The organism is Serratia sp. JKS000199 (assembly GCF_900215455.1).
In the GTDB taxonomy this organism is placed as follows: Bacteria; Pseudomonadota; Gammaproteobacteria; order Enterobacterales; family Enterobacteriaceae; genus Serratia; species Serratia ureilytica.
On record NZ_LT907843.1, the window covers coordinates 2,848,134 to 2,874,179 of the forward strand.

25 protein-coding genes are annotated in these 26,046 nt (G+C 61.8%); 9 read left to right on the forward strand and 16 right to left on the reverse strand.

Translation table 11 applies throughout. The features are described 5' to 3' along the window. Positions 1-63: 63 nt before the first annotated feature. The 4 genes from truA to CPH57_RS13580 all read right to left on the reverse strand — a co-directional run bounded on the left by truA (position 64) and on the right by CPH57_RS13580 (position 3,954). Positions 64-885 (reverse strand): tRNA pseudouridine(38-40) synthase TruA, encoded by an 822-nt coding sequence (truA, locus tag CPH57_RS13565; RefSeq protein ID WP_033651950.1) that lies wholly within the window; start codon positions 883-885, stop codon positions 64-66. After that, the gene (locus CPH57_RS13570; protein ID WP_033643883.1) at positions 885-1,895 is read right to left on the reverse strand and encodes an aspartate-semialdehyde dehydrogenase; all 1,011 of its coding nucleotides are present in this window, start codon (positions 1,893-1,895) and stop codon (positions 885-887) included. Before CPH57_RS13570 ends, truA begins: the two co-directional genes overlap by 1 nt. 110 nt (positions 1,896-2,005) lie before the next feature. Continuing rightward, entirely contained in the window at positions 2,006-3,127 is a 1,122-nt protein-coding gene (pdxB, locus tag CPH57_RS13575) for a 4-phosphoerythronate dehydrogenase PdxB (protein WP_033643884.1), read from the reverse strand. 53 nt (positions 3,128-3,180) lie between these two features. Then, positions 3,181-3,954: a helix-turn-helix domain-containing protein gene (locus CPH57_RS13580; RefSeq protein ID WP_096242455.1), complete on the reverse strand. Its 774-nt coding sequence runs from the start codon at positions 3,952-3,954 to the stop codon at positions 3,181-3,183. Positions 3,955-4,071: 117 nt separating this feature from the next. On the opposite strand from CPH57_RS13580, the gene CPH57_RS13585 reads away from it, so the two are divergent. Next, positions 4,072-4,992 (forward strand): DMT family transporter, encoded by a 921-nt coding sequence (locus CPH57_RS13585; RefSeq protein WP_033651953.1) that lies wholly within the window; start codon positions 4,072-4,074, stop codon positions 4,990-4,992. On the opposite strand, the gene CPH57_RS13590 is transcribed toward CPH57_RS13585, so the two are convergent. The 3 genes from CPH57_RS13590 to CPH57_RS13600 all read right to left on the reverse strand — a co-directional run bounded on the left by CPH57_RS13590 (position 4,989) and on the right by CPH57_RS13600 (position 7,565). Beyond that, complete coding sequence (locus CPH57_RS13590; protein ID WP_033651954.1) at positions 4,989-6,407, reverse strand: sensor histidine kinase; 1,419 nt, start codon at positions 6,405-6,407, stop codon at positions 4,989-4,991. The genes CPH57_RS13585 and CPH57_RS13590 overlap by 4 nt on opposite strands. Beyond that, positions 6,394-7,068 (reverse strand): transcriptional regulator TctD, encoded by a 675-nt coding sequence (tctD, locus tag CPH57_RS13595; protein ID WP_033643888.1) that lies wholly within the window; start codon positions 7,066-7,068, stop codon positions 6,394-6,396. Before tctD ends, CPH57_RS13590 begins: the two co-directional genes overlap by 14 nt. A gap of 167 nt (positions 7,069-7,235) precedes the next feature. After that, complete coding sequence (locus tag CPH57_RS13600; protein WP_046687556.1) at positions 7,236-7,565, reverse strand: hypothetical protein; 330 nt, start codon at positions 7,563-7,565, stop codon at positions 7,236-7,238. Positions 7,566-7,839: 274 nt separating this feature from the next. On the opposite strand from CPH57_RS13600, the gene CPH57_RS13605 reads away from it, so the two are divergent. From CPH57_RS13605 to CPH57_RS24380, 4 genes are all read left to right on the forward strand, one after another. Then, positions 7,840-8,820 (forward strand): tripartite tricarboxylate transporter substrate binding protein, encoded by a 981-nt coding sequence (locus CPH57_RS13605; RefSeq protein WP_033643890.1) that lies wholly within the window; start codon positions 7,840-7,842, stop codon positions 8,818-8,820. A gap of 15 nt (positions 8,821-8,835) precedes the next feature. Beyond that, on the forward strand, positions 8,836-9,267 hold the full coding sequence (locus tag CPH57_RS13610; RefSeq protein WP_060660429.1) for a tripartite tricarboxylate transporter TctB family protein: 432 nt from the start codon (positions 8,836-8,838) through the stop codon (positions 9,265-9,267). Positions 9,268-9,278: 11 nt separating this feature from the next. Beyond that, positions 9,279-10,796 (forward strand): tripartite tricarboxylate transporter permease, encoded by a 1,518-nt coding sequence (locus CPH57_RS13615; RefSeq protein WP_042785109.1) that lies wholly within the window; start codon positions 9,279-9,281, stop codon positions 10,794-10,796. A 502-nt stretch (positions 10,797-11,298) separates the two neighbouring features. Beyond that, complete coding sequence (locus CPH57_RS24380) at positions 11,299-12,096, forward strand: hypothetical protein (RefSeq protein ID WP_142075822.1); 798 nt, start codon at positions 11,299-11,301, stop codon at positions 12,094-12,096. 121 nt (positions 12,097-12,217) lie between these two features. Here CPH57_RS24380 and CPH57_RS13620 read toward each other — a convergent pair whose 3' ends face one another. Next, positions 12,218-12,847: a CatB-related O-acetyltransferase gene (locus tag CPH57_RS13620; RefSeq protein WP_089197268.1), complete on the reverse strand. Its 630-nt coding sequence runs from the start codon at positions 12,845-12,847 to the stop codon at positions 12,218-12,220. 156 nt (positions 12,848-13,003) lie between these two features. Further along, positions 13,004-13,999: a DMT family transporter gene (locus CPH57_RS13625; RefSeq protein WP_096242456.1), complete on the reverse strand. Its 996-nt coding sequence runs from the start codon at positions 13,997-13,999 to the stop codon at positions 13,004-13,006. A 172-nt stretch (positions 14,000-14,171) separates the two neighbouring features. Between CPH57_RS13625 and CPH57_RS13630 the strand changes: the two genes are divergently transcribed. Continuing rightward, positions 14,172-15,638, forward strand: coding sequence for a PLP-dependent aminotransferase family protein (locus tag CPH57_RS13630; protein WP_096242457.1), 1,467 nt, complete (start codon positions 14,172-14,174; stop codon positions 15,636-15,638). Here CPH57_RS13630 and CPH57_RS13635 read toward each other — a convergent pair. Genes CPH57_RS13635 through CPH57_RS13650 form a run of 4 tightly spaced genes read right to left on the reverse strand, consistent with a single transcriptional unit; the run spans position 15,635 to position 19,289 of the window. After that, on the reverse strand, positions 15,635-16,135 hold the full coding sequence (locus CPH57_RS13635; protein ID WP_033643898.1) for a protein disulfide oxidoreductase: 501 nt from the start codon (positions 16,133-16,135) through the stop codon (positions 15,635-15,637). The genes CPH57_RS13630 and CPH57_RS13635 overlap by 4 nt on opposite strands. Next, positions 16,128-16,844, reverse strand: coding sequence for a DsbA family protein (locus CPH57_RS13640; protein ID WP_047025292.1), 717 nt, complete (start codon positions 16,842-16,844; stop codon positions 16,128-16,130). The genes CPH57_RS13635 and CPH57_RS13640 overlap by 8 nt, the downstream gene beginning before the upstream one ends. Beyond that, positions 16,841-18,877 (reverse strand): protein-disulfide reductase DsbD, encoded by a 2,037-nt coding sequence (locus CPH57_RS13645; protein ID WP_096242458.1) that lies wholly within the window; start codon positions 18,875-18,877, stop codon positions 16,841-16,843. The genes CPH57_RS13640 and CPH57_RS13645 overlap by 4 nt, the downstream gene beginning before the upstream one ends. A 49-nt stretch (positions 18,878-18,926) precedes the next feature. Then, positions 18,927-19,289, reverse strand: a complete 363-nt coding sequence (locus CPH57_RS13650; RefSeq protein ID WP_033639760.1) for a hypothetical protein — start codon at positions 19,287-19,289, stop codon at positions 18,927-18,929. 205 nt (positions 19,290-19,494) lie between these two features. Between CPH57_RS13650 and flk the strand changes: the two genes are divergently transcribed. After that, positions 19,495-20,523 (forward strand): flagella biosynthesis regulator Flk, encoded by a 1,029-nt coding sequence (gene flk / locus CPH57_RS13655; protein WP_046687561.1) that lies wholly within the window; start codon positions 19,495-19,497, stop codon positions 20,521-20,523. A 4-nt stretch (positions 20,524-20,527) separates the two neighbouring features. On the opposite strand, the gene CPH57_RS13660 is transcribed toward flk, so the two are convergent. After that, positions 20,528-20,983 (reverse strand): rhodanese-like domain-containing protein, encoded by a 456-nt coding sequence (locus CPH57_RS13660; RefSeq protein WP_033651965.1) that lies wholly within the window; start codon positions 20,981-20,983, stop codon positions 20,528-20,530. A 93-nt stretch (positions 20,984-21,076) separates the two neighbouring features. On the opposite strand from CPH57_RS13660, the gene CPH57_RS13665 reads away from it, so the two are divergent. After that, entirely contained in the window at positions 21,077-22,510 is a 1,434-nt protein-coding gene (locus CPH57_RS13665) for a PLP-dependent aminotransferase family protein (RefSeq protein ID WP_172428010.1), read from the forward strand. 27 nt (positions 22,511-22,537) lie between these two features. Here CPH57_RS13665 and CPH57_RS13670 read toward each other — a convergent pair whose 3' ends face one another. Next, positions 22,538-23,434, reverse strand: coding sequence for an endonuclease/exonuclease/phosphatase family protein (locus tag CPH57_RS13670; protein ID WP_016926861.1), 897 nt, complete (start codon positions 23,432-23,434; stop codon positions 22,538-22,540). 217 nt (positions 23,435-23,651) lie between these two features. Between CPH57_RS13670 and pepT the strand changes: the two genes are divergently transcribed. Further along, entirely contained in the window at positions 23,652-24,899 is a 1,248-nt protein-coding gene (pepT, locus tag CPH57_RS13675) for a peptidase T (RefSeq protein WP_089195020.1), read from the forward strand. Here pepT and CPH57_RS13680 read toward each other — a convergent pair. After that, complete coding sequence (locus tag CPH57_RS13680) at positions 24,896-26,008, reverse strand: SLC13 family permease (protein ID WP_096242460.1); 1,113 nt, start codon at positions 26,006-26,008, stop codon at positions 24,896-24,898. The two genes, pepT and CPH57_RS13680, sit on opposite strands and share 4 nt — an antisense overlap. Between the last annotated feature and the right edge of the window lie 38 nt (positions 26,009-26,046).

Here is a 26,046-nt window from a genome sequence, read left to right on the forward strand (position 1 = left end):
TACCGGGCGTTTCAATCACCCGGCAGAAGCACAAGGGAGCGACGCTTTCAGGCGTGCCGGCGTTTAATCGTCGGGTAAAAACAGCGGCCCCATCGGCGGCCGCGGGATGCCAAAGTGGTCGGGATAGTCCACGGAAACCAGATACAGCCCCTCGGCTCGCGCCGTCGCCGCCGCCAGATTGCGATCCTTCAGCGCCAGCAACTCGGCCATCCAGTTCTCATCCTGATTGCCGCAGCCGATCTCCATCAGGCTGCCGACGATGTTGCGAACCATGTGATGCACGAAGGCATTCGCCTTGATATCTACCACAATATATTCGCCGTAGCGCGTAACCTTAACGTGTTTTACGCAGCGCCACGGGGTGCGCGACTGGCATTGCACCGCGCGAAACGAGGTAAAGTCGTTCTCGCCCAGCAATGCCTGCGCCGCCCGATGCATGCGGTCCGCGTCCAGCGGGTGATAAAAATGCGTCACCCCCTGTTGCAACACCGCCGGCCGGTAGCGATGGTTGAAAATAATATAGCGGTAACGGCGCGCGGTGGCGCTGAAACGCGCGTGAAAATCATCGGCGACGGGGCTCACCCAGCGCACCGCGATGTCCGGCGGCAAATGGGTGTTGACGCCCATCGTCCAGGCGGCGTCCTTGCGGCGCGCGGTGGTTTCGAAGTGCACCACCTGCCCGGTGGCGTGCACCCCGGCGTCGGTGCGCCCGGCGCACAGCACGTTGATCGGCGCATCCGCCACCTTGCTCAGCGCCTGCTCCAGCCGTTCCTGCACGCTGGCCACTTCTTGCTGCCGCTGCCAGCCGTAGTAACGGCTGCCGTCATATTCGATGCCCAGCGCTACCTTCAGCGTCGGCTGAGCGGGCGAGACCACCTCAGACATCAGTACATCTGCTCCTGCACCAGACGCTCGGCGGTTTCGATCGCCATCAACGCGCCGCCGAAGCGGACGTTGTCCGCCACCGTCCAGAACTGCAACAGCTCGGGGATGCCGTAATCGTTGCGCAGACACCCGATGCTGAGCGCATCGCTGCCGGAAGCTTCGGTGACCTGAGTCGGGTAATCATCCTCTTCACTCAGTTGAACGTCCTCGACCTCTTCAAGCTCGCTGCGCGCCTCTTCGGCGGACAGCGGGCGCAGCGCTTCCAGGTGCACGACCTGGGCGTGGCCATAAAACACCGGCGACTGGATACAGCTCACCGAAATCGGCAACCCTTCGTCCTGCAGCACCTTGCGCACCTGATCGACGATCAGGCGCTCTTCGCGCACGCTGCCCTGCTCGTCGGCGACAAGCGGCAGCATATTAAACGCCAGCTGTTTAGTGAAAACGCCTTCTTCGGCCGGGATGCCGTTCAACAGCCGCGCGCTCTGGCCGGCCAGATCGTCCACCGCCGCCTTGCCGCGCGAGGATACCGACATCAGCGTCGTGACGTGCAGGCGCGACAGCCCCGCCTGTTCGGTCAGCGGTTTGATCGCCGTCAGCAGTTGGCTGACCATGCTGTCGGCCACCGCGACGATGTTGCGGTTGCGGTAATCCGCCAGCACCTGCGGGTTAACGCCAGGCACCACCAGCGGCACATCCGGTTCCATGGCGAACAGGCCGCTAGTGTCGATCACCAGACAGCCCATGTTGCCGGCCTCTTCGGCATAGCGCGCTGAAGCGTCGCTGCCGGCGACGAAGAAGGCCAGCTGCGCCTGCGACCAATCGAACTCTTCGGCGTTTTGCACCAGAAGAGACTTGCCGTTGAAGCGCACATTGGCGCCCGCACTGCGTTCGCTTGCCAGAGGATAGAGCTCACCCACCGGGAACTGGCGTTCCTGCAACAATTCCAGCAACGCTTCACCTACCGCGCCAGTGGCGCCGAGCAGCGCGATATTCCAGCCGTCAGACATTGGGTTTTCTCCAGAGTATTTCATTCATAAAAGCAGACGGGCAGTGCAGCCACCGCCCGATAATCTTTGCCGCTCACTGTAGCGGCGTTGGCTTAAGACAACCTTACGCGCTACGCGATGCTGAAGCCCAACTTGCCGAGCAGCTCGGCGCTGGCGCTGTCATCGCATTGCACGGCCAGCGAAGACCACTCGCGGCGTTCCTGGTAGTGCTTGCGCAGGCGATCGAACTCGCCCGGTTGCCCGGCGACTTTGCGCAGCGGCGCATCATCGCGGCGCACATCATACACCAAGTGCATCAATCGTTTTAACCGCGCTTCATCCAGCGGGCCGTTGAGACGGATCTGGCTGAACTCCGGCACCGGCAGCAGCGAGGCCAGCGCCACCTGTTGCGGCTGCCCCAGATGGCGGCTGAACGCTTCGAACACCTGGGTGGTGCCGCGCGCCTTGCCTTCCAGCGTATACCCGGCGATGTGCGCGGTGCCGATATCCACCCGCGCCAACAGCGGCAAGGCGAGATCCGGCTCCGGTTCCCACACGTCCAGCACCGTGCTCAGCTTTTTGCCTTTTTCCAGCGCCTGCAGCAACGCAGCGTTATCCACCACCGGCCCGCGGCAGGCGTTGATCAGAATGCGGTTGTCCGGCAACGCCGCCAGCAGATCGGCGTCCGCCAGATGCAATGAATGATACGGGCCGGATTTATTCAGCGGCGTATGGAAGGTCAGCACGTCGGCCTCGGCCACCAACTTCTCCAGTGGCCAGAATTCCCCGGCGTCGCCGCGATCGGCGCGCGGCGGATCGCACAGCAGCGTGCGCACGCCCAGCGCTTTGAGGCGCGCGTCCAGACGCGAACCGACGTTGCCCACGCCGACGATGCCGACGGTTTTATCCCGCAGTTGGAAGCCGTCGCGCTCGGCCAGCAGCATCAATGCGGAGAACACATACTCGACCACCGCGATGGCGTTGCAGCCCGGCGCGGCGGAAAACCCGATGCCCTGCCGTTGCAGCCAGGCGTCATCGACGTGATCGGTGCCGGCGGTAGCGGTGCCGACAAAGCCGATGCGGCTGCCGGCCAACAAGGCTTCATTGACCTTGGTGACCGAACGCACCATCAGCGCGTCGGCATCCGCCAGCGCCTCAAGCGGGATCGGACGCCCCGGCACCGCCCGCACGTCGCCCAGGCGGCTGAACAGCTCGGCCGCATACGGCATATTTTCATCAACCAGAATTTTCACTGCGTTCTCCGACGGTTTACGGCTATTTGTCTGCGAAATAGTGTGCCACTGAATCAGGCACGGCGAAAGCGCTCAGGGGTGGTGCCGGCGATCTGCTGGAACATGACGATAAAGGCCGACGCGGAGCTGTAGCCGACCTCCAGCGCCACGTCCTGCACGGTTTTGCCCTGTTCGAGCAGCGACACGGCGTGCAGGAAGCGCAGGCGCTGGCGCCATTCGCTGAACGGCATGCCCAAATCCTGCTGGCAGCGGCGAGACAGCGTGCGCTCGGTGGTGTATACCCGCTTCGCCCACGTCGCCAGCGAGGTGTTGTCCGCCGGGCAATGTTCCAGCGCTTCCAGCACCGGCGCCAAAAACTTGTCGTCCGACGACGGCAGATAGGTTTGCTGGCGCGGCGACAGATGCAGCTGGTCGATCAGCACCTGGCAGAGGCGCAAATCCGCCTCCGCCTGCGGAATGTACTGTTTGCGCGCATAGAAATCCTCGGCGATGGCACGAAAGATCGGCGTCACATTGACCAGGCAAGGATCGGCCGGCATGCCGGCGCACAGCGCCGACGCGATGTCCACCATGCGGCACTGCGCCAGCCGCTGGTTGTAACAGGAGTGTTCGATGCCCGCCGGCGTCCACAGCACGTACTCCGGCGGCGCCAGAAAGCGCTGCCCGCCGATGCGCAGCACCATCACCCCGGCTTTGACCCACATCAATTGGCCCCAGGTATGGCTGTGCGGCTGGAATTCGGTGCGGACGTTGAACTCCTCGCAACGAAACTGCACCGGGTTTGGCGCCGGGATCAGCGACTCGGGGAAATGGCGGATTTCTGGCATGGTTTCGTCCCGTGATTTGTCTTATTTACGCCGATTTTTGTCTGAATATCGTTATATATGATAAACCGGACACGCGTAGACTAGCCAGCATGTTGGACGCTATTGAGAATAATTGTCATGAATATGCTTTTCCCCCTGCTGGCCGTGCTAATTTGGTCAATTAACGCCGTCGTCAGCAAACTCTCCGCCACCGCCATCGATCCGGCGGCCATCTCGCTCTACCGCTGGCTACTGGCGCTGATCGCCCTGACGCCGTTTGTGCTGCCGGGCGTGCTGCGCAATTGGGCGCAGGTGCGCGCCAACTGGTGGAAGCTGATGATCCTCGGCTTGCTCGGCATGGTGCTGTATCAAAGCCTGGCCTATTACGCGGCGCACAGCGTCAGCGCGCTGTTTATGGGCATCATCGTGTCGCTGATCCCACTGCTGACCATCCTGATCAGCATCGTACTGCTGCGCATTGCGCCGACCGTCGGCGTGCTGCTCGGCAGCATTCTCTCCTTCTGCGGTTTGATCTGGCTGGTCAGCGGCGGTCAGCCCGGCGCGCTGTTGCAGCACGGTATCGGCAAAGGGGAATTGATGATGCTGCTCGCCACCGCCTCTTACGCACTGTATGGCGTGTTGACCAAACGCTGGGCCATCGCGCTGCCGAACTGGCAATCGCTCTACGTGCAGATCCTGTTCGGCGTGCTGTTGCTGCTGCCGAATTTCCTGATGGCGCAGGATGTCGGCTTGAACGGCCATAACCTTCCGCTGGTGCTGTTCGCCGGCATTCCGGCCTCGATCATCGCGCCGTACCTGTGGATCCAGGGCGTCCTGCGCCTGGGCGCCAACACCACCTCGATCTTCATGAACCTGGCGCCGGTGTTTACCGCCGCTATCGCAGTGCTGTTCCTGCATGAGCAATTGCACGGTTACCATCTGATCGGCGGCGGCATCACCCTGCTGGGCGTGATCCTGTCGCAGCGGCTGCGCACGCCGCTGACGCGTAAAGCCAAAGCCCCGGCGGCAGGCGCAGATTCCTGCAAAGAACAGGCCTAAGCCAGCAACCTGAAACGCACCCGCACCAACAGGCCGCCCAGCGCGGCGGAGCTCAACAGCTCCGGGCGGGTGCCGTGATACGCGGTGATGTCCTTCACCAACGCCAATCCCAAACCGGCGCCCGGCTGATCGCCCACGTTGTCCAAACGATGAAACGGCTGCAGCGCCAACGCCTTGTCCTGCAAGGCGATGCCCGGGCCGCTGTCTTCTATCTCCAGCACCCCTTCCCCCGTAGCCTTGTCCCGCGTAAGGCGGGCGGTCACCACGCCCTGACGCGGCGTGTATTTCAGCGCGTTGTCCAGCAGATTGGCACACAGCTCGGCCAACAGCAGCGGCTCCCCCGCGACCTGACATGCCGCTTCACCCTCGAAACCGAGATCGATCTGTTTGCTGCGCGCCTGCGGCAAGCGAGAGAAACAGGCGTCGCGCAGCACCTGCGCCAAATTGACCGGCTGCAGCTTCCGATCGGCGCTGTGCTCGCTGGCTTTCAGGCGCGAGAGGTGCAGCAGACGGTCGGTGAGCGCCACGGTGTTATCCAGCGTCGCGCTCATCGCCTGCAGACTTTCGCGCCACTGCTGCGGCCGATCGCTGGCCAGCGCCACCCCGACCTGGGTCTTCAGCACCGCCAGCGGGGTGCGCAGCTGGTGAGAGGCGTCGGCGCTGAAGCGTTCCTGACGCGCCACCATCAGCCGCAGCCGTTCGATGTAACGATTAAAGGCCACCAGCAGCGGCTGCATCTCCGACCAGGGAAGAACCCGCGGCAAAGGCGTCAGTTCGCCCGGATCGCGCCGCAGCATGATGCCGGAGAGTTTACGCATCGGCTTCAACACCCGCTTGAGCAGCGCGAACGCCAGGATCAGGGTCAACACCACCACCGTGCCCTGGCTCAACAGCGCCGCGATCATCATCTGCCGCGCCAGGTAACGACGCGATTCCAGGGTTTCCGCCACCAGAATGGTCGCCATGCCGCTCACGCCCGACTCGTTGACCGGTTGAAACAGCGCCGCCACGCGGATCGGCCGGCCGAGGTATTCCGCATCGTAGAAATGCACCAATGCCGGATAGAGGGTGGAGCGTGGAATGTGGGGCGGCAACGACGGCAAGTCGTCATAGCCCGAGATGCTTTTCCCCTGCGGCGAGATCACCTCGTAATAGAGCTGATCGTTCATGTTGCGCTCGAAGCTGTCGAGCACCACATAAGGCACATCGACCGCCAGCTTGCCTTCGCGCACCACCAGCCGCTCCGCCACGGTGCGCGCCGACGCCAGCAGCGTGCGGTCGTAGGCCAGGGTGGCGGCGCTCATGGCGCTGAAGTAGTGGGTGTAGATAGAGATGCCGCCCAGCGCCAGCAGCGGCAGGCCAAAAAACAGCAGCAGTTGATAAAACAGCGAACGCGGCGCGTTAAACCACCGCATTGCACAGTTCCAGGCTGTAGCCCAGACCGCGCAGCGTGACGATCGCCACGTCGCTGCCCTGCAGCTTTTTCCGCAAACGGTGTACGTAAAGCTCGATGCTCTCTGGATTGGCCTCGTCAGACAGCGTAAACACCTGCTCAAACAGCTGCTGCTTGGCCACCGGGCGGCCGCGCCGGTGCATCAGCGCGGTCAGCACCGCCAGCTCGCGCGGCGTCAGCGCCAGCGGTTTGCTCTCCAGCAGGAAATAACCTTCGTCATGATAGGTCAACGCGCCGTATTGCAACGCCGGCTGCGCGGCGCCGACACTGCGGCGCAGCAACGCCCGAATGCGCGCCTCCAGCTCGTCCAGTTCGAACGGTTTGGTCAGGTAGTCGTCCGCCCCCAGATTCAGGCCTTTCACCCGGTCGGTCACGTCGGTGCGCGCCGTCAGCAACAGCACCGGCAGATCCTGCCCGCGCTTGCGCAAGCGCGCCAGCAAATCGAGACCGTTCAGACGCGGCAACGCCACATCCAGCACCGCCAGCGCATAGCGTTCATTAAGCAACAGGTGGTCGGCGGCCACGCCGTCCGGCGCGACGTCGACGGCAAATCCGGCGCCGGTCAGCGCCTTTTGCAACCAGTGAGACAGCTCGGGGTGATCTTCAACCAATAACAGTCGCATGTTCCCATTCCATTGATTTACCTGAACAACCAGACATCGATGCGGCGTCTGTTAACAGGTCGATAACAGAGAATGGCATGGAAAATAAGGGGATAAAAGAGCGCCGCGCCGCCAGTTTTGGGAGCTGGCACACAATTATGCGTACTGGGGCGCGCTCGTGTGACGCCTCAGATCAGCGTGATGGGGCTATCGGCGAGAGCAAGATCCAACACCGGACGCAGCTTGTCGGCGGTAAACGGCGAAGAAACCAGCACGGAGCGGTTGTTGGCGGCAAACACCAGATCGATGCCGGTCACGCAGGCGGTCATCTGGCAAGCATACTTTTCACCGTCGGCGTTGACGAAATGCAACTCAAATACGCCAATCTCAGGGCGCAAGCGCTTCAAACGACACTGCCCGGCTTCTCCCGCCATCTCGGCGTAGACCTCTGGCAACCGTTTAATCGCACATACCTTGGCGCTGTCCCTGCCGCCAAACAATTTCCCTAACGAAAACATATCACTGCATCTCTATTCATTTTATTACAGATGATTTTAACGCGAACGACTATCGGCAATCCTGACATTACGCAGGGTTTTGGCCGGTTTTGCGCACTGTTCTCTGCGCCCATTCTATGTTAGCGCACCCGCCGTTCGCTCGCGACAAGAGACCCTAATCACAGACTGGAAACTTTTCCGGCCACTGAAAGGTAAATGAAAGGTTGTTGTTTTAACAATTCCGCAACCGCATTCGGCGGGATTCACCATCAGACAATACCGAGGGTAAGTCACAATGAAAAAAATAATGACCCGCACCTTTACCGCCGCCGCCCTGTTGCTGGCGGTCTCTCAGGCCTTTGCCGTGGAAGCGCCCAAACGCACCGAATGCATTGCGCCGGCCAAACCCGGCGGCGGCTTCGATCTGACCTGCAAACTGATTCAGGTATCGCTGCAGGACACCAAGGCCATTGATAAACCGATGCGCGTCACCTATATGCCCGGCGGCGTCGGCGCGGTGGCCTACAACGCCATCGTCGCGCAACGCCCGGCGGAGTTCGGCACCGTGGTGGCCTTCTCCGGCGGTTCGCTGCTCAACCTGGCTCAGGGCAAGTTCGGCCGCTACAACGTGGACGACGTGAAATGGCTGGCGGCGGTCGGTACCGACTACGGCATGATCGCGGTGCGCGCCGACTCGCCTTACAAAACCTTGAAAGACTTGATGGACGCTTTCCAAAAAGATCCCAACAGCGTGGTGTTCGGCGCCGGCGCCTCGATCGGCAGCCAGGACTGGATGAAAACCGCGCTGCTGGCGCGCGAAGTCGGCGTGGATCCGCGCAAGATGCGCTACGTGGCGTTCGAGGGCGGCGGGGAACCGGTCACCGCGCTGCTGGGCAACCACATCCAGGCGGTATCCGGCGATCTGAGCGAAATGGTGCCTTACCTGCAGGGCGACAAGATCCGCGTGCTGGCGGTGTATGCCGAGCAACGTCTGCCGGGCCAGTTGGCCGATATTCCCACCGCCAAAGAGCAAGGATACAGCCTGGTGTGGCCGATCATTCGCGGCTTCTACGTCGGGCCGAAAGTCAGCGATGAAGAGTATCAGTGGTGGATCGACACCTTCCAGAAAATGATGGCGACCGACGAATTCAAGCAGCAGCGCGATCTGCGCGGCCTGTTCGAATTCAACCTGACCGGCAAAGAGCTGGACGCCTACGTGAAGAATCAGGTTGCCCAATACCGTGAGCAGGCGAAAGTGTTCGGCCTGGCCAAATAACCGCAGGGGAAAACCATGAGCGATCGTATTTTTGCCGGCTTTTGGCTGCTGCTGTGTATCGGCGGGCTGTTCATCGGCTGGGGCATCCAGAGCGAATACAGCTATGAACCGCTGGGGCCGCGCCCGTTCCCGCTGGCGATCCTCAGCCTGATGGCGCTGTGCGCGGCGCTGCTGTTGCTGCGCCGCCCGCAGGCGGTGGAATGGCCGCACCACAAGGTGATGCAGCGGCTGCTGGTGCTGGTGATCACCCTGGTGCTGTATGCCTGGGGGTTTGAATGGCTCGGCTTTCCGCTGGCGACCGCGCTGCTGACGTTCAGCATCGGCCTGCTGTTTCAGGCCAGCCTGCCGGCAGCGGCCATCTCCGGCATCATCATGGGCGCCGCGTTGTACTACGCCTTTGACCAACTTCTCGATGTCACACTGCCGCTCGGCGCCTGGCTGAGCTAACGGGAGCGATGATGGATACCTGGATGTATTTGACCCAAGGGTTTGAAGTGGCGCTGGTGCCGCAAAACCTGATTATCGCCCTGATCGGCTGCTTCGTCGGCACCATCGTCGGCCTGTTGCCGGGGTTGGGGCCGATCAACGGCGTGGCGATCCTGCTGCCGCTGGCGTTCGCCCTCAAACTGCCGGCCGAATCGGCGCTGATCCTGCTGGCGACGGTGTATATCGGCTGCGAATACGGCGGGCGCATCTCGTCAATTCTGCTCAACGTGCCGGGCGATGCGGCGGCGATCATGACCGCGCTGGACGGCTACCCGATGGCGCAGCAGGGGCGCGCCGGCGTGGCGCTGTCCATCTCGGCGGTCAGCTCGTTCGTCGGCTCGATGATCGCCATCGGCGGCATTATTCTGTTCGCGCCGCTGCTGGCCCGCTGGTCACTGGCCTTCGGCCCGGCGGAGTATTTCGCCCTGATGGTGTTCGCCATCGCCTGCCTCGGCAGCATGATGAGCCAAAACCCGCTGAAATCGCTGCTGGCGGCGCTGATCGGCCTGGGGCTGGCGACGGTGGGCGTCGATGCCAACACCGGCGTTTACCGCTTTACCTTCGACAGCGTGCACCTCTCCGACGGCGTGCAGTTTATCGTGGTGGTGATCGGCCTGTTCTCGGTCAGCGAGATCCTGCTGATGCTGGAAAGCACCAGCGCCGGGCAAAAGCTGGTGCGTAAAACCGGCCGGTTGCTGTTCAACCGCAAAGAGGCGGCGCAATGCGCAGGCCCTACCCTGCGCTCGTCGGTGATCGGCTTCTTCGTCGGCATTCTGCCGGGCGCCGGCGCCACCATCGCCAGCGCGCTGACCTACATGACCGAAAAGAAAATCAGCGGCAACAGCGACACCTTCGGCAAGGGCGACATCCGCGGCGTAGCGGCGCCGGAAGCGGCCAACAACGCCTCGGCCTGCGGTTCGTTCATTCCGATGCTGACGCTGGGAGTGCCGGGTTCCGGCACCACGGCGGTGATGATGGGCGCGCTGACGCTGTACAACATCACCCCCGGCCCGGCGATGTTCACCGAACAGCCGGATATCGTCTGGGGGCTGATCGCCGCGCTGCTGATCGCTAACGTCATCTTGCTGATCATGAACCTGCCGCTGGTTGGCCTGTTCACCCGCATGCTGACCATCCCGCTGTGGTTCCTGGTGCCGGCAATCGCCGCGGTTTCCGCGGTGGGGGTTTATGCGGTGCACAGCACCACCTTCGACCTGCTGTTGATGGTCGGGTTGGGGGTGTTCGGCTACATTCTGCGGAAAATGCACTTTCCGATGTCGCCGCTGATTCTGGGCTTCGTGCTGGGTGAGATGCTGGAGCAGAACCTGCGCCGCGCGCTGTCGATCAGCAACGGCGAATTCGGCATCCTGTGGAGCAGCAGCATCGCGCAAACGCTGCTGGTGTTGGCGGTCGCGGTGCTGGCGCTGCCGCCGCTGCTGCGCCTGATGCGCAAACGCAGCCATCCGGCGGCCGAGGCCAAGGCCGAGTAACGCGTAACGGGCGGGGATATGTTCCCTAATGCCGATCGTTTGAGGATGCTTGCATAAGTCGAGCAGAGAAAAAATCCAGAGCCAGACTTTTGACTCTGGATTTTTCATGTCTAAACTCGCAATAGCCTTTGTTGTACGCGATTGCTCCATTAAAGATGTCTGTTACCTCCTCGACACCGTTTTTAACCTGGCGAAGGCCATCAAATTTTACCCCTGAATCTGCCCCCTACACGAACTTTTTATATCGGTATTTATGGAGAACGTGACGCAAGCACACTGAGCCATTATATAAATATGAATTATGATTTTTTATTTAATCATAAAAAATAAAATATTATAAACCTAGCCAAAGCTCATCGAACAACGCCAGAGACCATATTATTGCCGTTCAATCAGGCACATGGTAATGTGATGACGATATCCTCTGTAAACCTGTCACAATATGGGCAACATTATAGATGAACAATCAATAAGGAAGATCAATGTAAAATGAGGGATTATAATGTTTAGAGTATTTATTTTTTGTTTCGCCTCTTTATTATCTCAGCAAGCTTTAGCTGGCGCCTATATGCTCCCGGTCTCTTTTGTTAACCTGACGGTTGTTCAATCGCTGGTTGCGTGGGATGAGAGCCCTTCTGATCTCAACCCTTGCTATGGGTGGACGTCTTGTTTTATTGGCCCTGATGTAAAATACAGTACTCGATATCCTGGACTACACGGCTCATGTGTAGACTCCAAAAATTGTCTTCGGATTGAAAATTATAGAACAGCAAAAGAAGTGGAGATCGCCTGGAAGAACACCTTCGGCATTCCATGGACCTCGCAGCCTTACCTCGTGAATGGCAGAGATGCCAGCTGTGTTGGGATGTTCTATATACGAACGCCGGCAATATCCGGCGGTGCGAGTTTATGGCCTAATTCTGTTTGCGGCATATTACCACCACAAAACCAATCTTGTGATGTGAATCTTCCTACAGTGATAGATTTTGATACGCTTTCACAAGACGAGATTTCCGGGATGGAGAGAACGATTTATGGAACAATCGGATGCACTCAATCAGGCACGATAAAAATTTACTCTCAATCTACATTGGGCGAGGGGAATATTTATTTAAGAAGCAACAAGAAATTTTATTCAACGCTTTTTTTAGATGGCAACTCTGCATGGACAGGCGTGGATTATTATCTGGTTGGCGGCCAACAAAGAAATATCAGCCTAAAAGCAAAACTGACAGCCCATGATACCGTCGACCCAGGGCCTTTCTCAGGTAATGCTATTGTATACATTGCATTTCTATAAATGCGGCACTACGGCTGTCGTGGAACGAGGATTAACAGCCGCAGTGTTTCTGGTACACTTGGCCCGATTATCTCGGGCCTTAATCGAGCTTGCGCAGCGTTATTATCCCGTGTTTCATTAGCTAACGCTCAATGTTGCATACCGCCCGCTCTAAGGCCGCAATATCATTATCGGCCAGCAAAGGCTGCACCTGCGCAAAGTCCGCCTCGGACAAATCATAGAGGCGCAACGCAAGCAACCGTGCGATGATTTCCGGCGCGAATCGCCAACGGATAAACCTCGCGGGATTGCCGCCGACGATGGCATAAGGTTCAACGTCGCCGGTCACCACGCTGCCGGCGGCGACGATCGCCCCTTCGCCTATCGATACCCCTGGCATCAACATCGCCCGCATGCCAATCCAGCAACCGTCACCCAGCCGGGTATCGCCTTTGGGGCGGTACGCCTGTTTGATGGTTGCCATAAACGGGTACAGGCTCAACCAGTCGATGCGATGGGTGTGATTGCCCCCCATCAGGATCACCGCTTCGGCCGCGATGCAGACATAGTCGCCGATCAGCAGGCGATCTATTTCGCCCAGCGGCTGCCATTGCCGGCTGACCGCGTCGCCGTGCAGATAGCGCACCACCGAGCGTTCGAAACCGTTATCCCAGCAGTCGCTGTAGTAGCTGTGGGTGCCTTTGACGATAATATTCGGGTTAGTCACCGTCTGATGCAGCAGTTCGGTGTTGGACCAGTGTTTTTCGGACATGGCGTATTCTCTTGTTACGGGAATAAAAGCCACGGAACGGAATGTCTGTGGCCGTGTTGTCGTTCACTCAACACGGCCATTCAAGCGATAAGCGCTCGTTTCAATCTCGGGTTATTCATGATTACCGCCTCTCTTGCGAGGCGAAATGGTAACCGATCACGCCTCGGCGGTCTTGCTTTTCAACAGCAGCACCCCACCCATGACCAACGCGCTGCCCAGCAGCTGCAGCTGATTCATGTTTTCCCCCAGCAGGAAATAGGCGATCACCGCGGTGAAAACCAGCTCCAACGACAGGATCAGGTTGGCTACGGCCAGCGGCAGCGTTTTCAGGCTGATGTTATACAACCCGAAGCCCAACAGCGTCGGCCCGGCGGCCAGCGCCAGCAGCAACAGCCAGCCGCTCCACTGAATGCCCTGCGCGCCGTGCGACAGGAACCACAGAGAGCCGGCCATGCCGTGGAACGCTGCCAGCGGGAACGCCGTCAGCGCCGCGTTGAACACCAGCTGATACAGCGCCGAAAAACCGAAAACGTACAAAATGGTGTTCCACACCGGATAGCCCCGTTCGCTGGCCACCCGCCCGCCGAGGGTATACAGGGTATAGCCGATGCCCGACAGCATCCCCACCAGCAGCCCCAACAAGTCGAAGTGCTGGTTGCCCATGCTGTCGCCGTTGCTGACCAGGAAACAACCGCCCAGGCTGATGGCGATCACCAGCAGTTGGCGCAGCGTCAGGCGTTCGCTGTACATCACCCAGCCGAGGAACACGGTAAAGCCCACCGAACAGTAGGTCAGAATGGTCGCCACCGATGCGCCGTTCAGCGCCACCGACAGCGTCCACAGGCTGTTGAACAGCGCCAGCAGCAGCCCGTAAAGCGCGTAGAACAAGACCTGTTCACGGCGCAGGCGCGCCCACTGCGGTTTCACCACCAACAGCAGCGGCAACAGCACCAGCGCCACCAGCGCCGCGCGCCAGAACGCCAGCACGAAGGTCGGCAGGTGATAGTACTCGGTCAGCGCGCGGATGATGATGGCGGTAAAGGCCAGCAGCATGGCGCTGATCATGGCGATGACGTAACCCTGGTGGCTGCCCTGAAAGAGACGCGCGCCGGGCAGCGCCGGCCGGGCGGAAACGCCTGACGGTAATGACATGAGATCCTCGGAAAAATGGCGACGTAAATGCTCAGGCGCACAGTGTAACGCGGCCATTTTTTCTCACTATAGCCACTTTACGGCGTTGTCATGCAGGCCACTTTTCTGCGCTTGAAGCCCTGTTGACATGGGGTATATTAAAAAGCTCTCTCCCTAACCGGGCCAATTTCGCATGCATATCCCGTTGGATCGCGAGCAGGACGTTCCGCTCTATTTACAGATCGAAGAAGCGCTGCGGCGCGCCATCCTCACCGGCGTGTTCGTCGATGGCGACAAACTGCCCTCAACGCGCACGCTGGCGGCCGAATTGGCGGTCAGCCGTTTGACGGTGGATAACGCCTATGCCGAACTGGCGGCCAAGGGCTTTTTGCATCAGCGGCGCGGCAGCGGCGCCTATGTTGCTCACCCGCAGGCACAAACGCGCCCGGCCCGGCCGAGCAGCGATGCCCCCTTCCCGCTGGAGAGCTTCACCACCCTCACCTCGCGGCTGGACGGCTACGCCGACGCCCCGCTGCCGGAGGGGCTGATCAACTTCGCCGCCGGCGTCGGCAGCCCTAAGGTGTTTCCGCTGGAGGCGTTTCGCAAAGTGCTGCTGTCGGTGCTCAGCCGCCACGCGGAAGAGGCCTTCAGCTACGGGGAATACTGCGGCTACTACCCGCTGCGCGATACGCTGAGCCGCATTCTCAGCGCGCAGGGCATCCCCACGCAGGCGGAACAGGTGCTGATCACCAACGGCTCGCAGCATGCCATCAGCCTGGTGGTGCAAAGCCTGCTGGCGCCGGGCGATACGGTGATCGTCGAAGAACCGACCTACGCCGAAGCGCTGGGCCTGCTGCGCCAGCACCGCATCAATATCGTCACCGTGCCGGGCGATCGCCACGGCATGCTGGTCGAACGATTGCCCGAGTTGCTGGAACGCCACCGCCCCAAATTGATCTACACCATCCCCAACTTTCACAACCCGACCGGCCGTTGCCTGAGCGAAACTCGCCGGCGGCGCCTGCTGGCGATCGCCCAACGGGCCGGCGTGGTGATCCTGGAGGACGATTTCGTCGGCGATCTGCGTTACCAGGGCAAACAGCTGCCGTCGCTGCGTGCGCTGGCGCAGCCGGGCGCGGTGATCTACGTCAGCACCTTCTCCAAGATGCTGCTGCCCAGCATGCGCATCGGCTATCTGGTGGCGGACAGCGAGCACTATCAGCGCTTCGCGCGGCGCAAGCACGTTGACAGCTTCACCAGTTCCAGCCTGATCCAGCGGGCGCTGGACGCGTTTGTCACCGTCGGCCGTTACGACAAGCAGCTGCGCCGCGCCGGGCGCGTCTATCGCCTGCATCTCGAAGTGATGATCGACGCGTTGCAACGGCGGTTGCCGCCGGGGTGCCGTTTCGAAACGCCGCAAGGCGGCTTGTTTATCTGGCTGACGCTGCCCGCGACGGTGACCACCACCGAGCTGATGCCGGTGGCCTGGCGGCACGGCGTCACTTTCGCGCGCGGCGAATGCTTTTATGCCCAGGAACAGCTGGGCGCGCACAGTCTGCGGCTAAACTTCGCCGCCAACTCGCCGCCGCAGATTGAAGAAGGTATCGCCCGGCTTAGCCGGGCGATTGAGGAAGTGATAGCAGAGAAAAACGCCGGTTAGACGGCGGCCCACCACAGCCGCAGCTTCATCCCCCAGTAGCTGGTCCAGCCGGTGGTGCTCTGCACCACCTTGCCCTGCGAGACCACCACGAAGGTCGGCGTCACGCCAATCTGCCACTGCGCCGACAGCGTACCGGCCGGATCGTTGACCACCGGCAGCGCCAGCCGTTTGCGCGCCAGCCACTGTTTCACCTGGGTATCGTCGCCCGATCGCAGCGCGACGGTCAGCACGTTGCCGCCCGCCGCCTGCAAACGGGCGACGTCCGGCGTGGTGAAACGACAAACGCCGCACCAGCTGGCCCAGAAGTAAACCAGCAGCGGCCGCTCATGACTGAGCTGCGCCAACGACACGCGCTCGTCGTCCAACGTGGTCAGCGTCTGGGCATCGAAGGCCGGCGGCGCCTGCGGCGCGTTCAGCCAATCCATCACCGTGATCACCGCCAGTGCGATCAGCGCCAGCAGCAGCAACTCGCGCCCCCAGCGCTTGAGCTTAACCATGGTTGGCCTTCGCCAGCTGCTGCTTCACCATCGTTTCCAGCTCTTCATAGGACACCGCCCCCGGCAGCATCCGATCGCCGATCAGCGTCGCCGGCGTCCCTTGTACGCCCAGTTGTTCCGCCAACGCCATATTGGTGCGCAGCGTGGTCATGCTCTGTTCGCTCGGTGCCACCGCCTTGACGCCGGTTTTCTCCTGCGCGGCGGCGATGCTGGCCTTGTCGTGGAAGCCCTTTTTCGCCATCAGCCGCTGATGCAAGGCCCAGAATTGCTCCGGGTGCTGCTGCCAGGTGGTGAGCGCCACGCGCGCCGAACTGACCGAACTTTCGCCCTTGAACGGCAACAGCTTCACCACCAGCGCCACATCCGGGTATTGCTTGACGATTTTCTCCAGCATCGGATCAAACCGCTTGCAGTACGGGCAGTTATAGTCGGTAAAGGTCACCAGCGTCAGTTTCGCGTTGGCGGCGCCGAGGCGCGGGCTGGCCGGATCCTGATACAGCGTTTTGGCATTCTGCTTGATAGCCTGGCTGATTTGCTGGCTTGCGGTTTGCTGCTGCCAGGCGTCCACCGCCTGCGCCAGAATGTCCGGGTTGGACACCAGCGTTTCGCGGATCATCTCTTTGATACGCGCCTCTTGCGCCGGGGTGAAAGGCTCGGCGGCCCACACCGGGGCGGCGATGATCATCAGTAAAATCAGTAACTTTTTCATTGTTCGGTTCCTTTGGCATGGGAAAGCGTTTGCAGCACGGCGTCACGGGTCAACAGCGGGGATAGCACCACGCCGTCCGGGCTGCCGGGGCCATAGATTTGGTTGAAAGGCACGGCGACGCTGCCGCGCCTTTGCAGGAAGGCGCTGATGTCGGCCGACGGGCGGCTCCAGTCGCCGCGCAGCGCGACCACATCATCGGCGCTCAACGCCCGCTGTACGTCATCGCGCAGCAGCACATTGAATTTGTTGGCTTTACAGGTCACGCACCAGTCGGCGGTGACGTCGACGAACACCCGTTTATGTTGCGCCAGCGCCTCGGCGATCGCCTGTTCGCTCAGCGGTTGCCACTGCACCCGATCCTGCAACGGCTGGTGCCACAGACCGGCGGTCAGCGAGCCGGCCAGCAAGACGGCGCCCGCCAGCACCAACGTGCCCGCCGCCAGCTTGGCCGCCAACCGTGCCCCCTGCCGGCGCCACACCGCCAGCAGCAGTGCCAGCAGCGCCAACCCCCCCAGCCACAGCGTAGCCTGCACGCCGATATGATTGCTCAGCAGACTCAGCAACCACAGCGACGACGCCAGCATCAACAACCCCATCGCCAGCTTGACGGTATTCATCCAGCGGCCGGGACGCGGCAACCGCAGCGCCAGCGACGGCCAGGCGGCGATCAGCAGCCACGGCAGGCTCATGCCGATGCCGAGCGCGATGAACATGCCCCACAGCACCGGCAACGACGCCGCCAGCGCGAAGGCCACCGCCGTGCCGAGAAACGGCGCCGAGCACGGCGTCGCCAGCAGCGTGGCGAACGCGCCCTGCCAGAAATGGCCGCTCAGACCGTGCCCGTTATGGGTGGCCAGCGAGGTATTCAGATCGGATGAGAGGCGCAGATGGAACAGGCCGAACAGGTTGGCGCTGAACAGCAGCGTCACCAGCACCATAAAGCCGATAAACCACGGATTCTGGAACTGAATGCCCCAACCGAGCGCGTGGTTGCCGAGCCGCAGCAGCGTCATCAGCAGGGCCAACGCCATAAACGAGGCGACAATACCCAGCGACGACGCCAGGAACTGCAGCCGTACGCTGCGCCGATCGCGCCGCTCCACCTGCAGGATGGAACCGAGCTTGATGCCCAACACCGGCAGGACGCACGGCATCAGATTGAGGATCAACCCGCCCGCCAGCGCCATCAATACCGCCTGCCATAACGGGAACGCCGCACCGGCCGGCGCGGCCAGCGGCTCGCCGATCGGCAGCGTTATCTGCTGCGCCATGCCGCCGTCGTCGATCACCAGCGTCAGCGTTTTGCCGCGCAGATCCGGCGCCGCATCGCCCCAACCGTCGCTGACCGGCACTCGCGCCAACAGCTGAGCGCCGTCGGTCTCGACCTTCGGCTTGCCGAGATCGGCATCCGCCAGCGTATCGAAGAACAGCGCGGGCTGTTGCCAGCCGGCGGCGCGTTCGGCGGCAATCTGCAGCTCGCCGCTGCGATACCCGGCCTTGACGTTATCCGTCAACCCGGCGGCGATCGGCACTTGCCCCATCGCCTGCGCGAAGTCGTGATTAAACTGCGGATCGTTCGGCGCCGTCAGATCCAGACTGAAGGGGTAGTCGGTCAGAATGCAGACGTTGCTGCAGGTGGACAGCGTCAGGGTGCCCGCCAGCGGGCCGGATACCGGGCCTGGCACCACGATCGGCAGCGTGACCCGATCGTGATAGCCCTGGGTGGAAATGCCGGCCACCTCGAAACGCTGCGGCGTCGGCCAGTGCCAGATCGCCGGCGGTGGGTGGCCTTGCCAGACGATAGCCGGCGCGATGCCGCCTTCACCCGGGGAACGCCAGTAGGTTTTCCAGCCTTTTTGCAGCTCGACCGACAGCAGCAGACGGGTCTCTCCCGGCTGTGACGTGTCGGCGCGCAGCCGCACCTTGGCATGATCGTTGGCCGGATTTTGCAGCCAGCCGCTGTCCGCCGCCTGCAAGGCGGGCAGCCACAGCATAAACAGGCAAGCGCAGGCCAGCCTGATAATTTTCAACATGTTAATTCTCCATAAATGATTAATTCACCGCGAAAAACGGGCGATTAACTCATTCACGGAAGACGCATAATCGAAGGTGCACCCTGAGGGTGGGCGGAGAAATGGCGCGAGGAGGAGGAATGCGCAGACGCGCGGCAATGGTCGGCGCCAACAGCGCCAGCAGCAGACCCAGCCCGAACAGCACGGTTTCGAACATTACCGGCGGCGCGGCCAGCAATGATTTGGCGCTCAGTTCACAGGGCGTCGGCTGCGCTTCGGCGGCGGCATCACTGGACTGAACGGCGGTAGCGGCCGGGATCCCCAGCGTTTGCTGCAGCGCATGCAGGCCCGCCATGCGCTGGGTCATGCACGTCAGCACCACCAGGCAAGCCAGGCATAAAAACCATTTTGCAATCCGCTGCCGTTTAACCATGCCATCCTCATGTTCAGATCTGGGGTTATCTTAGCGGCGCAGACGCGATTAGCAACGTTTTGTCGGTAAAGAAATGTCTGAGCGGCGGTATTGATGGCGGCGAATTACAGGTATCATAGAGGGTAAGCCTGCGCTTTTCGCCGGGTACAATGACGATTCTCTCCTCCAGGCACACTGCGGGGATACACAGCGAAGGACTGGTGATATGCAACCTTTGAGTGGGCCGGGCACCCCAATCGCCGGCGAGCGCCCCCCTTCCCCGGGCAAAACGGCGGCCACTGACGATCAACCCCTCTCTCCGGCGCAGCGCACAACGCTGGAAAAACTGATCGTGAAAATCATGACGCTCAGCTCAGTAAAATCGGCGGAGATCTGGGCGTCTCTGCGTCACGATCTCGGCGCCGACAAAGGCGGCGAACTGCTGGCGCGCCATTTTCAACCGGCGGAACAGCTGCTGCAAACGCGCCTGACGCAGGCGCAGCAAAACCATGCCGGGCGCCAACTGCTGCAACAGCTGGCCGAGTTGCTGCCGCAGGGCAATAATCGCCAGGCGGTCAGTGACTTTATTCGTCAACGGTTCGGCCATACGGTGTTGAGCCAGCTAAGCCCGCCGCAGCTGCAGCAGGTGCTGAATCTGTTGCAGACCGGCGGCCTGACCATTCCCCAACCGCAGCAAACCGCCACCAGCGATCGCCCGCTGCTGCCCGCAGAGCATCAAAGCCTGCAGCAGCAGGTCACCAAACTCAGCGCCGCGACCGGCGAAGCGCCGGCTAAAATTTGGCAAACGCTGTTCGATCTGGCGGGCGTGAAAACCAACGATCCGCTGCCGGCGCGCCACTTCCAGCTGCTGAACCAGTTTTTACAGGTGAAGGTGGCGCTCAGCCCGCAGAACGCGCCAACGCTGAACAACCTGCTGGCGGCGCTCAAACAGCCGGCGGATGAGCAAGAACTGCAGCAGATGAACGACTATTGCCAGACGCGCTTCAACTGCGGCGCCAACGCGCCGCTGACGCATCCGCAAATGAGCGACGCCATTCATCAGCTGTTTGCCCGCCGTCTGGAGAAAGCCGGCCAGGCGCAGCCGATCGCCAGCCCCTCTATCGAACCGCAGCCGCTGCTCAACCCGCTGATCGCCACCCTGCCTCTGCCGCTGCAAAAAGCGCTGAGTAAGCCCGCCGTGGCGCTGATCCTGCTGCTGTTGGCGTTGGCCGTCGTGCTGGCGCTGGTGTTTTAACGCCTCAGGCGCAGCCGCAGTCCGCTGCGGCCGCCCGGGAGCGCAGTGACCCCGGCAGTTCGCCGATGGCCAACGGATGGCCGTCGCGCAGCCAGAAATCCAGCCCGCCAATCAACTCCTTCACCCTAAACCCCAACTTCGCCAGCTTGTAGGCGCCTTTGGTGGAGCCGTTGCAGCCGATGCCGTCGCAGTAGGTCACATACACCTTTTGGCGATCCAGGTGCGCCGTGCCGGCTTCATCCATCAGGCGATGCGGCAAGCTGAATGCGCCGGGGATATGCCCGGCGGCGTACAGCGCCTCCGCACGGGTGTCGATCACCACCATCCCGTCCACGCCATTGCGCAAATCTTCCGCCACGTCCCAGGCATCCGCATAGCGACTCAGTTTAGCCGCCAGATAGGCCAGGCTCTCTTCCGGCGCTGCCGGCGGAAAGGCCAGCACCAAGGATTCTTTCGACATATCACTCACTCCCGTTGATCAAGACAGATGACAATAGTGCCTGATTTTGGTCTTATGATTGATACCCATTTTTTACTCATGATAAGACCCATTATGCGGCACACGCTGATCACGCTGTTTCAGCAATCGCCCCAGGCCATCGGCACGCTGCGCGATCGTCTGTGTGCGGCATTGCGGCAGGCCATCCACCACGGCGCATTGAGCGTTGGGCAACGGCTGCCCTCCAGCCGAGTGCTGGCTGGGGATCTGAACCTCTCAAGGGTGACCGTCGAAGCAGCCTACGGCCAGTTGGAGGCGGAGGGGTATTTGCAGCGCCGCGTCGGCCAGGGCACATTTGTGGCTATCCGCATCGCCAAATCGCCGCCGCCGGCGACCCGCTCCGCCATGCCGCGCCTTTCGCTGCGCGGCCAACAGATCGTGCACACCGGCGGCTGCCGCGATCCGCAGCATCCTCAGGCCTTCGCAGCCGGCTCGCCGGACCTGCGCGCGTTTCCGCTGGCCCTGTGGAAGCAGTTGACCGCTCAACGCCTGCGCCTGCAGGGGGAAAGCCTGCTGCGCTACGGCGATCCGCAAGGCTATCTGCCGCTGCGCGAAGCCATTGCCACCCACGTCAACCAAACGCGTGGCGTAGTCTGCGATGCGAGCCAGGTTATCGTGCTGACCAGTTCGCAGCAGGCGCTGCAAATGATCGCCACCTTACTGTTGGACAGCGGCGACAGCGTCTGGATGGAAGAGCCGGGTTACGCCGGGGCGAGAAACGCCTTTATCAGCGCCGGCGCCACGCTGACGCCGGTGGCGGTAGACGGCGATGGCCTGCGAGCAGAACCTTCCTTGCCCGATCCGCGTTTGATTTATCTGACGCCCTCGCACCAATACCCGACCGGCGCGGCCCTCAGCCTGGCACGCCGCTTAGCGTTGCTGGCGCAGGCGGAGCGGCAACAGGCCTGGATCATTGAGGACGATTACGACAGCGAGTTTCACTACGACGGGCTGCCGATTCCGGCGATGCAAGGCCTGGATCGCCATGGCCGGGTGCTCTATCTCGGCACCTTCTCCAAATCGTTGTTCCCTTCGCTGCGGCTGGCGTACCTGATCGTGCCGCCCGCGCTGGTCGCCCCCTTCGTCACCGCACGCACGGTCTATGACGGCCACAGCGCGCAATTGATGCAGGCGGTGACCGCCGAGTTCATCCGCCAGGGGCACTTCGCCGCGCATATTCGTTACATGCGCCAGCTCTACCACAGCCGGCGCGATGTGCTGCTGACGGAAGTGCGCGAAAAGCTGAGCCACTTCGCCACGGCCGCTCCCGCCGCCGGCGGCCTGCAGCTCAGCGTTTGGCTGCCGCCCGGCCGGGAGGCGGCGCTCAGCCAACAGGCGCGGCGGCTCGGCGTCCTTACGCCCGGGTTAACGGCGCAATACCAAACGGTTCAGGCCCAGCGCGACGGCTGGCTGCTGGGTTTTTCGGCCCTGACGCCGGGCGAGATGCGCAGCGCCGTCGAGCGGCTGGCGCGGATCGCCGCGGCTTAGCCCTGCCCCGGAGAGACGCCGGCCGGCTTATTGCTCGGTCAGGCGCATCTCCGCCACCAGCGGCAGGTGATCGCTCACCGCCGGCCAGTGCACGCCGTTCCAATCGCCGCTGGCGTTCGGCACCGTCAGGCTGTCCAGATGCCAACGCTGCGCATTGCCGCTAAAGATGTAATCCACCTTGATTTCGGCGTTTTCCGCCGGCCAGCTGCGGCCATCTTGCCCATTGGGCATGATATCGTTCCAATAGCGGCTCAGCTCCAGCCAGGTGACGCTGCCCGGCACGTCGTTCATGTCGCCGAACAGCAGTTTGATGCCGCGCACTTCGATGGTGCGATCGTTCAGCTCCCGCACCTGATCCAGACGCATCGTCGGATCTTCCTTGGTATCGAGGTGGGTGTTGAACAGGGTGATCGGCGTCGGGAACTCCGGCACATCGACCTTGGCGCTGAAGGCGATGCGCTGCTCGCGCTGGCCGGACGGCAACGGATAGATCACGGCGTCGTGCAGCGGATACTTCGAGAGAAACGCCAGTCCGTATTCACCGCCGTCGAAATCGATCGCCCGGCCGAACACCGCCTGCATGCCGGTCAGCTTCGCCAGTTCCGCCGCCTGATCGACCCGCCCGCTGCGGGCGGTGAGTTTATCCACCTCCTGCAGCGCCACCACGTCGACGTTCATCGCGCGAATCGCCTTGGCGATGGCGGTCATGTCGCTGACCTTGCCGGCGGCGATATTGAAGCTGGCGACGCGGATCTTCGGCGCCTGTTCCAGTTCGTAGGTTTTGTTCTTCAGGCCGCCCAACGCGCTGGCCACCTCGCGGCTGTTGGCGTTGCTGTTGGCGTGCCCGGTATCGGCGGACGACCAGGCGCTGTGAGAGATGCCCAGGGACAGTAAGGTGATGAGCAAAGCGTGACCGGTGTGCATGAATTCTCCTTGAGGGACAGATAAGTGTTATGCGGGCGCTTCCCGGCCCACAGCTAACACCGATTTTGCCGCAGAAACCTGCGACTATTTCCTAGTTGCACCGCTATTTTTCGTTTCTGCGCGATGCTTCGCATTCTGGCGGTTTACGCATTGCGCCGTTGGACAATCGGCTGATTTCGTTTTAAAACCGGTAGATTGCCAACCGCGAGGAGTTCCGATGACCAGCCCGATTGCCGAACAGCTTACCGAACGTTTCTTCCGCTATCTGGCGGTGACCAGCCAGAGCGACGCCGCCGCAACCGCCCTGCCCAGCACGCCGGGGCAGCATGAGATGGCGCAACTGTTGGCGGACGAGCTGCGCCGGCTCGGCCTGGCCGACGTTCAAATCGACGAGCACGCCACCGTGACCGCCCGCAAGCCCGGCACCCAACCCGGCGCACCGCGCATCGGCTTCATCACGCATATCGACACCGTGGACGTCGGCCTGTCGCCCGAGATTCGCCCGCAGCGCCTGCGCTTCACCGGCGAGGATTTATGCCTGAACACCGAGCAGGACATCTGGCTGCGTACCGCCGAGCATCCGGAGATCCTGCCCTACCGGAACGAAGAGATCCTGTTCAGCGACGGCACCAGCGTGCTGGGCGCCGACAATAAGGCGGCAGTCACCGTGGTGATGACGCTGCTGGCCAACCTGACCGCGGCCGATCGCCACGGCGATATCGTGGTGGCGTTCGTGCCGGACGAAGAAATCGGCCTGCGCGGCGCCAAGGCGCTGGATCTGCAGCGTTTCCCCGTCGATTTCGCCTACACCATCGACTGCTGCGAACTGGGTGAAGTGGTGTACGAGAATTTCAACGCGGCGGCGGCGGAGATCCGCATCGAGGGGGTGACCGCCCACCCGATGTCGGCGAAAAACGTATTAATCAACCCGATACGCATCGCCAACGACATCATTAACCGATTCGATGTGCAGGATACTCCGGAGCACACCGAAGGGCGCGAGGGCTATTTCTGGTTCACCGATCTGGCCGCCAACGCCAATCAGGCGACGCTGAAGGTGTCGATTCGCGACTTCGATCGCGCGGCGTTCGAGGCACGCAAAGCCCGCCTTGAGGAGACCGTGCGCCAGGTGGCGGCCAACTATCCGCGGGCCAACGTCAGCTGCAGCGTCAGCGACATCTACAGCAACATCAGCAACGCCATCGGCGAGGACCGGCGCGCCATCGATCTGATCTTCGGCGCCCTCGCCGCCCACGGCATCCCGCCGAAGGTGATCCCGATGCGCGGCGGCACCGACGGCGCGGCGCTCTCGAGCCGCGGCATCCTGACGCCCAATTACTTCACCGGCGCACATAACTTCCACTCGCGCTTCGAGTTTTTACCCGTCAGCGCCTTCGTGAAATCCTATCAGGTGACCCGCAGCATTTGCCTGCTGGCCGCGCGACAAAGCGGCCAACCGGCTTAGCTCATCACCCAGCCGAGCAACGCGGCCCATACCAACAGCGGCAGCGAATAATAGTGGAAGCGCAACCAGATCTTGCGCTCCCCCGCCATGCGCAGCGCAATCAGGTTGGCGAGCGATCCGATCGCCAACCCGAAGCCGCCGGCGTTGACCGCATAGGCCAACTGAGCGCTCGAGGGCACATAGTTGAGCAGCAAAATGGTGGCCGGCACGTTGCTGACGATCTGCGACAGCCCGACGCCCAGCGCATACACGCTCCCCTCGCTCAGCCCGGCGATGGCGGCGAACGCCGGCTGAAGCGGCGGCAGGCGGGTAAACAGGCCAACATCGATAAACATGGCGGCGAACACGAAAATCAGGCTCCAGTCGATCTGCAACAGCACCCGGCGCGCCAGCAACAAAAAGCCGGCGAACACCGCCAGCAGCCCATACAGCGGCAGACCGATATCCAGGCACAGCAGGAAGATCGCATACAGCCCCACGCAGCTCAGCAACAGCGGCCGTTGATAGGGGTAGCCCTCGGTATTCGGCGTTTTCACGATGTCGCGCGCCGGGAAGCTGAACCAGGTCAACGCCAACAGGCTCAGCATCATCGCGGCGCCAAACGGCGCCATCTGGCCGATGAAGCCGAGGAAAGAAAGGCCGGAGCGGCTCCACAGCAGGATATTTTGCGGGTTGCCGATCGGCGTCAGCAGCGAACCGGCGTTCACCGCCAGCGCCTGAAAGATGATCAAACGGCCCACCGGCAGCGCCGATAGCTTTTTCAGCGTGATGGTGAGCGGAATGACGATAAACAGCGCCACGTCGTTGGTCAGAAACGACGACAGCAGCGCGGCGGAAAACACCAGGAACAGCGCCAGCCGCCGTTCGCTATGCAGCCGGTTGATAATCTTGCGGCCAACGACGTCGAAGTAGCCGCTGACCTCGACGCCTTTGGTCAGCAGCATCAGCCCCAACAGGGTAATGAGGGTACGGCCGTCGATAAACCCGCCCAGCGCCGCCAGCGGCTGCGGATGAAAGGCGAACATCGCCACGCCGGCCAGCAGCAATGCATGCAAGAAGCGATCTTTGACAAAGGGGTGGATAAGCCGAGAAATGTCGGTTGAACTCATAGCGGCAGTGTGAACCTCACCGAAAAGAATGGGCAGAC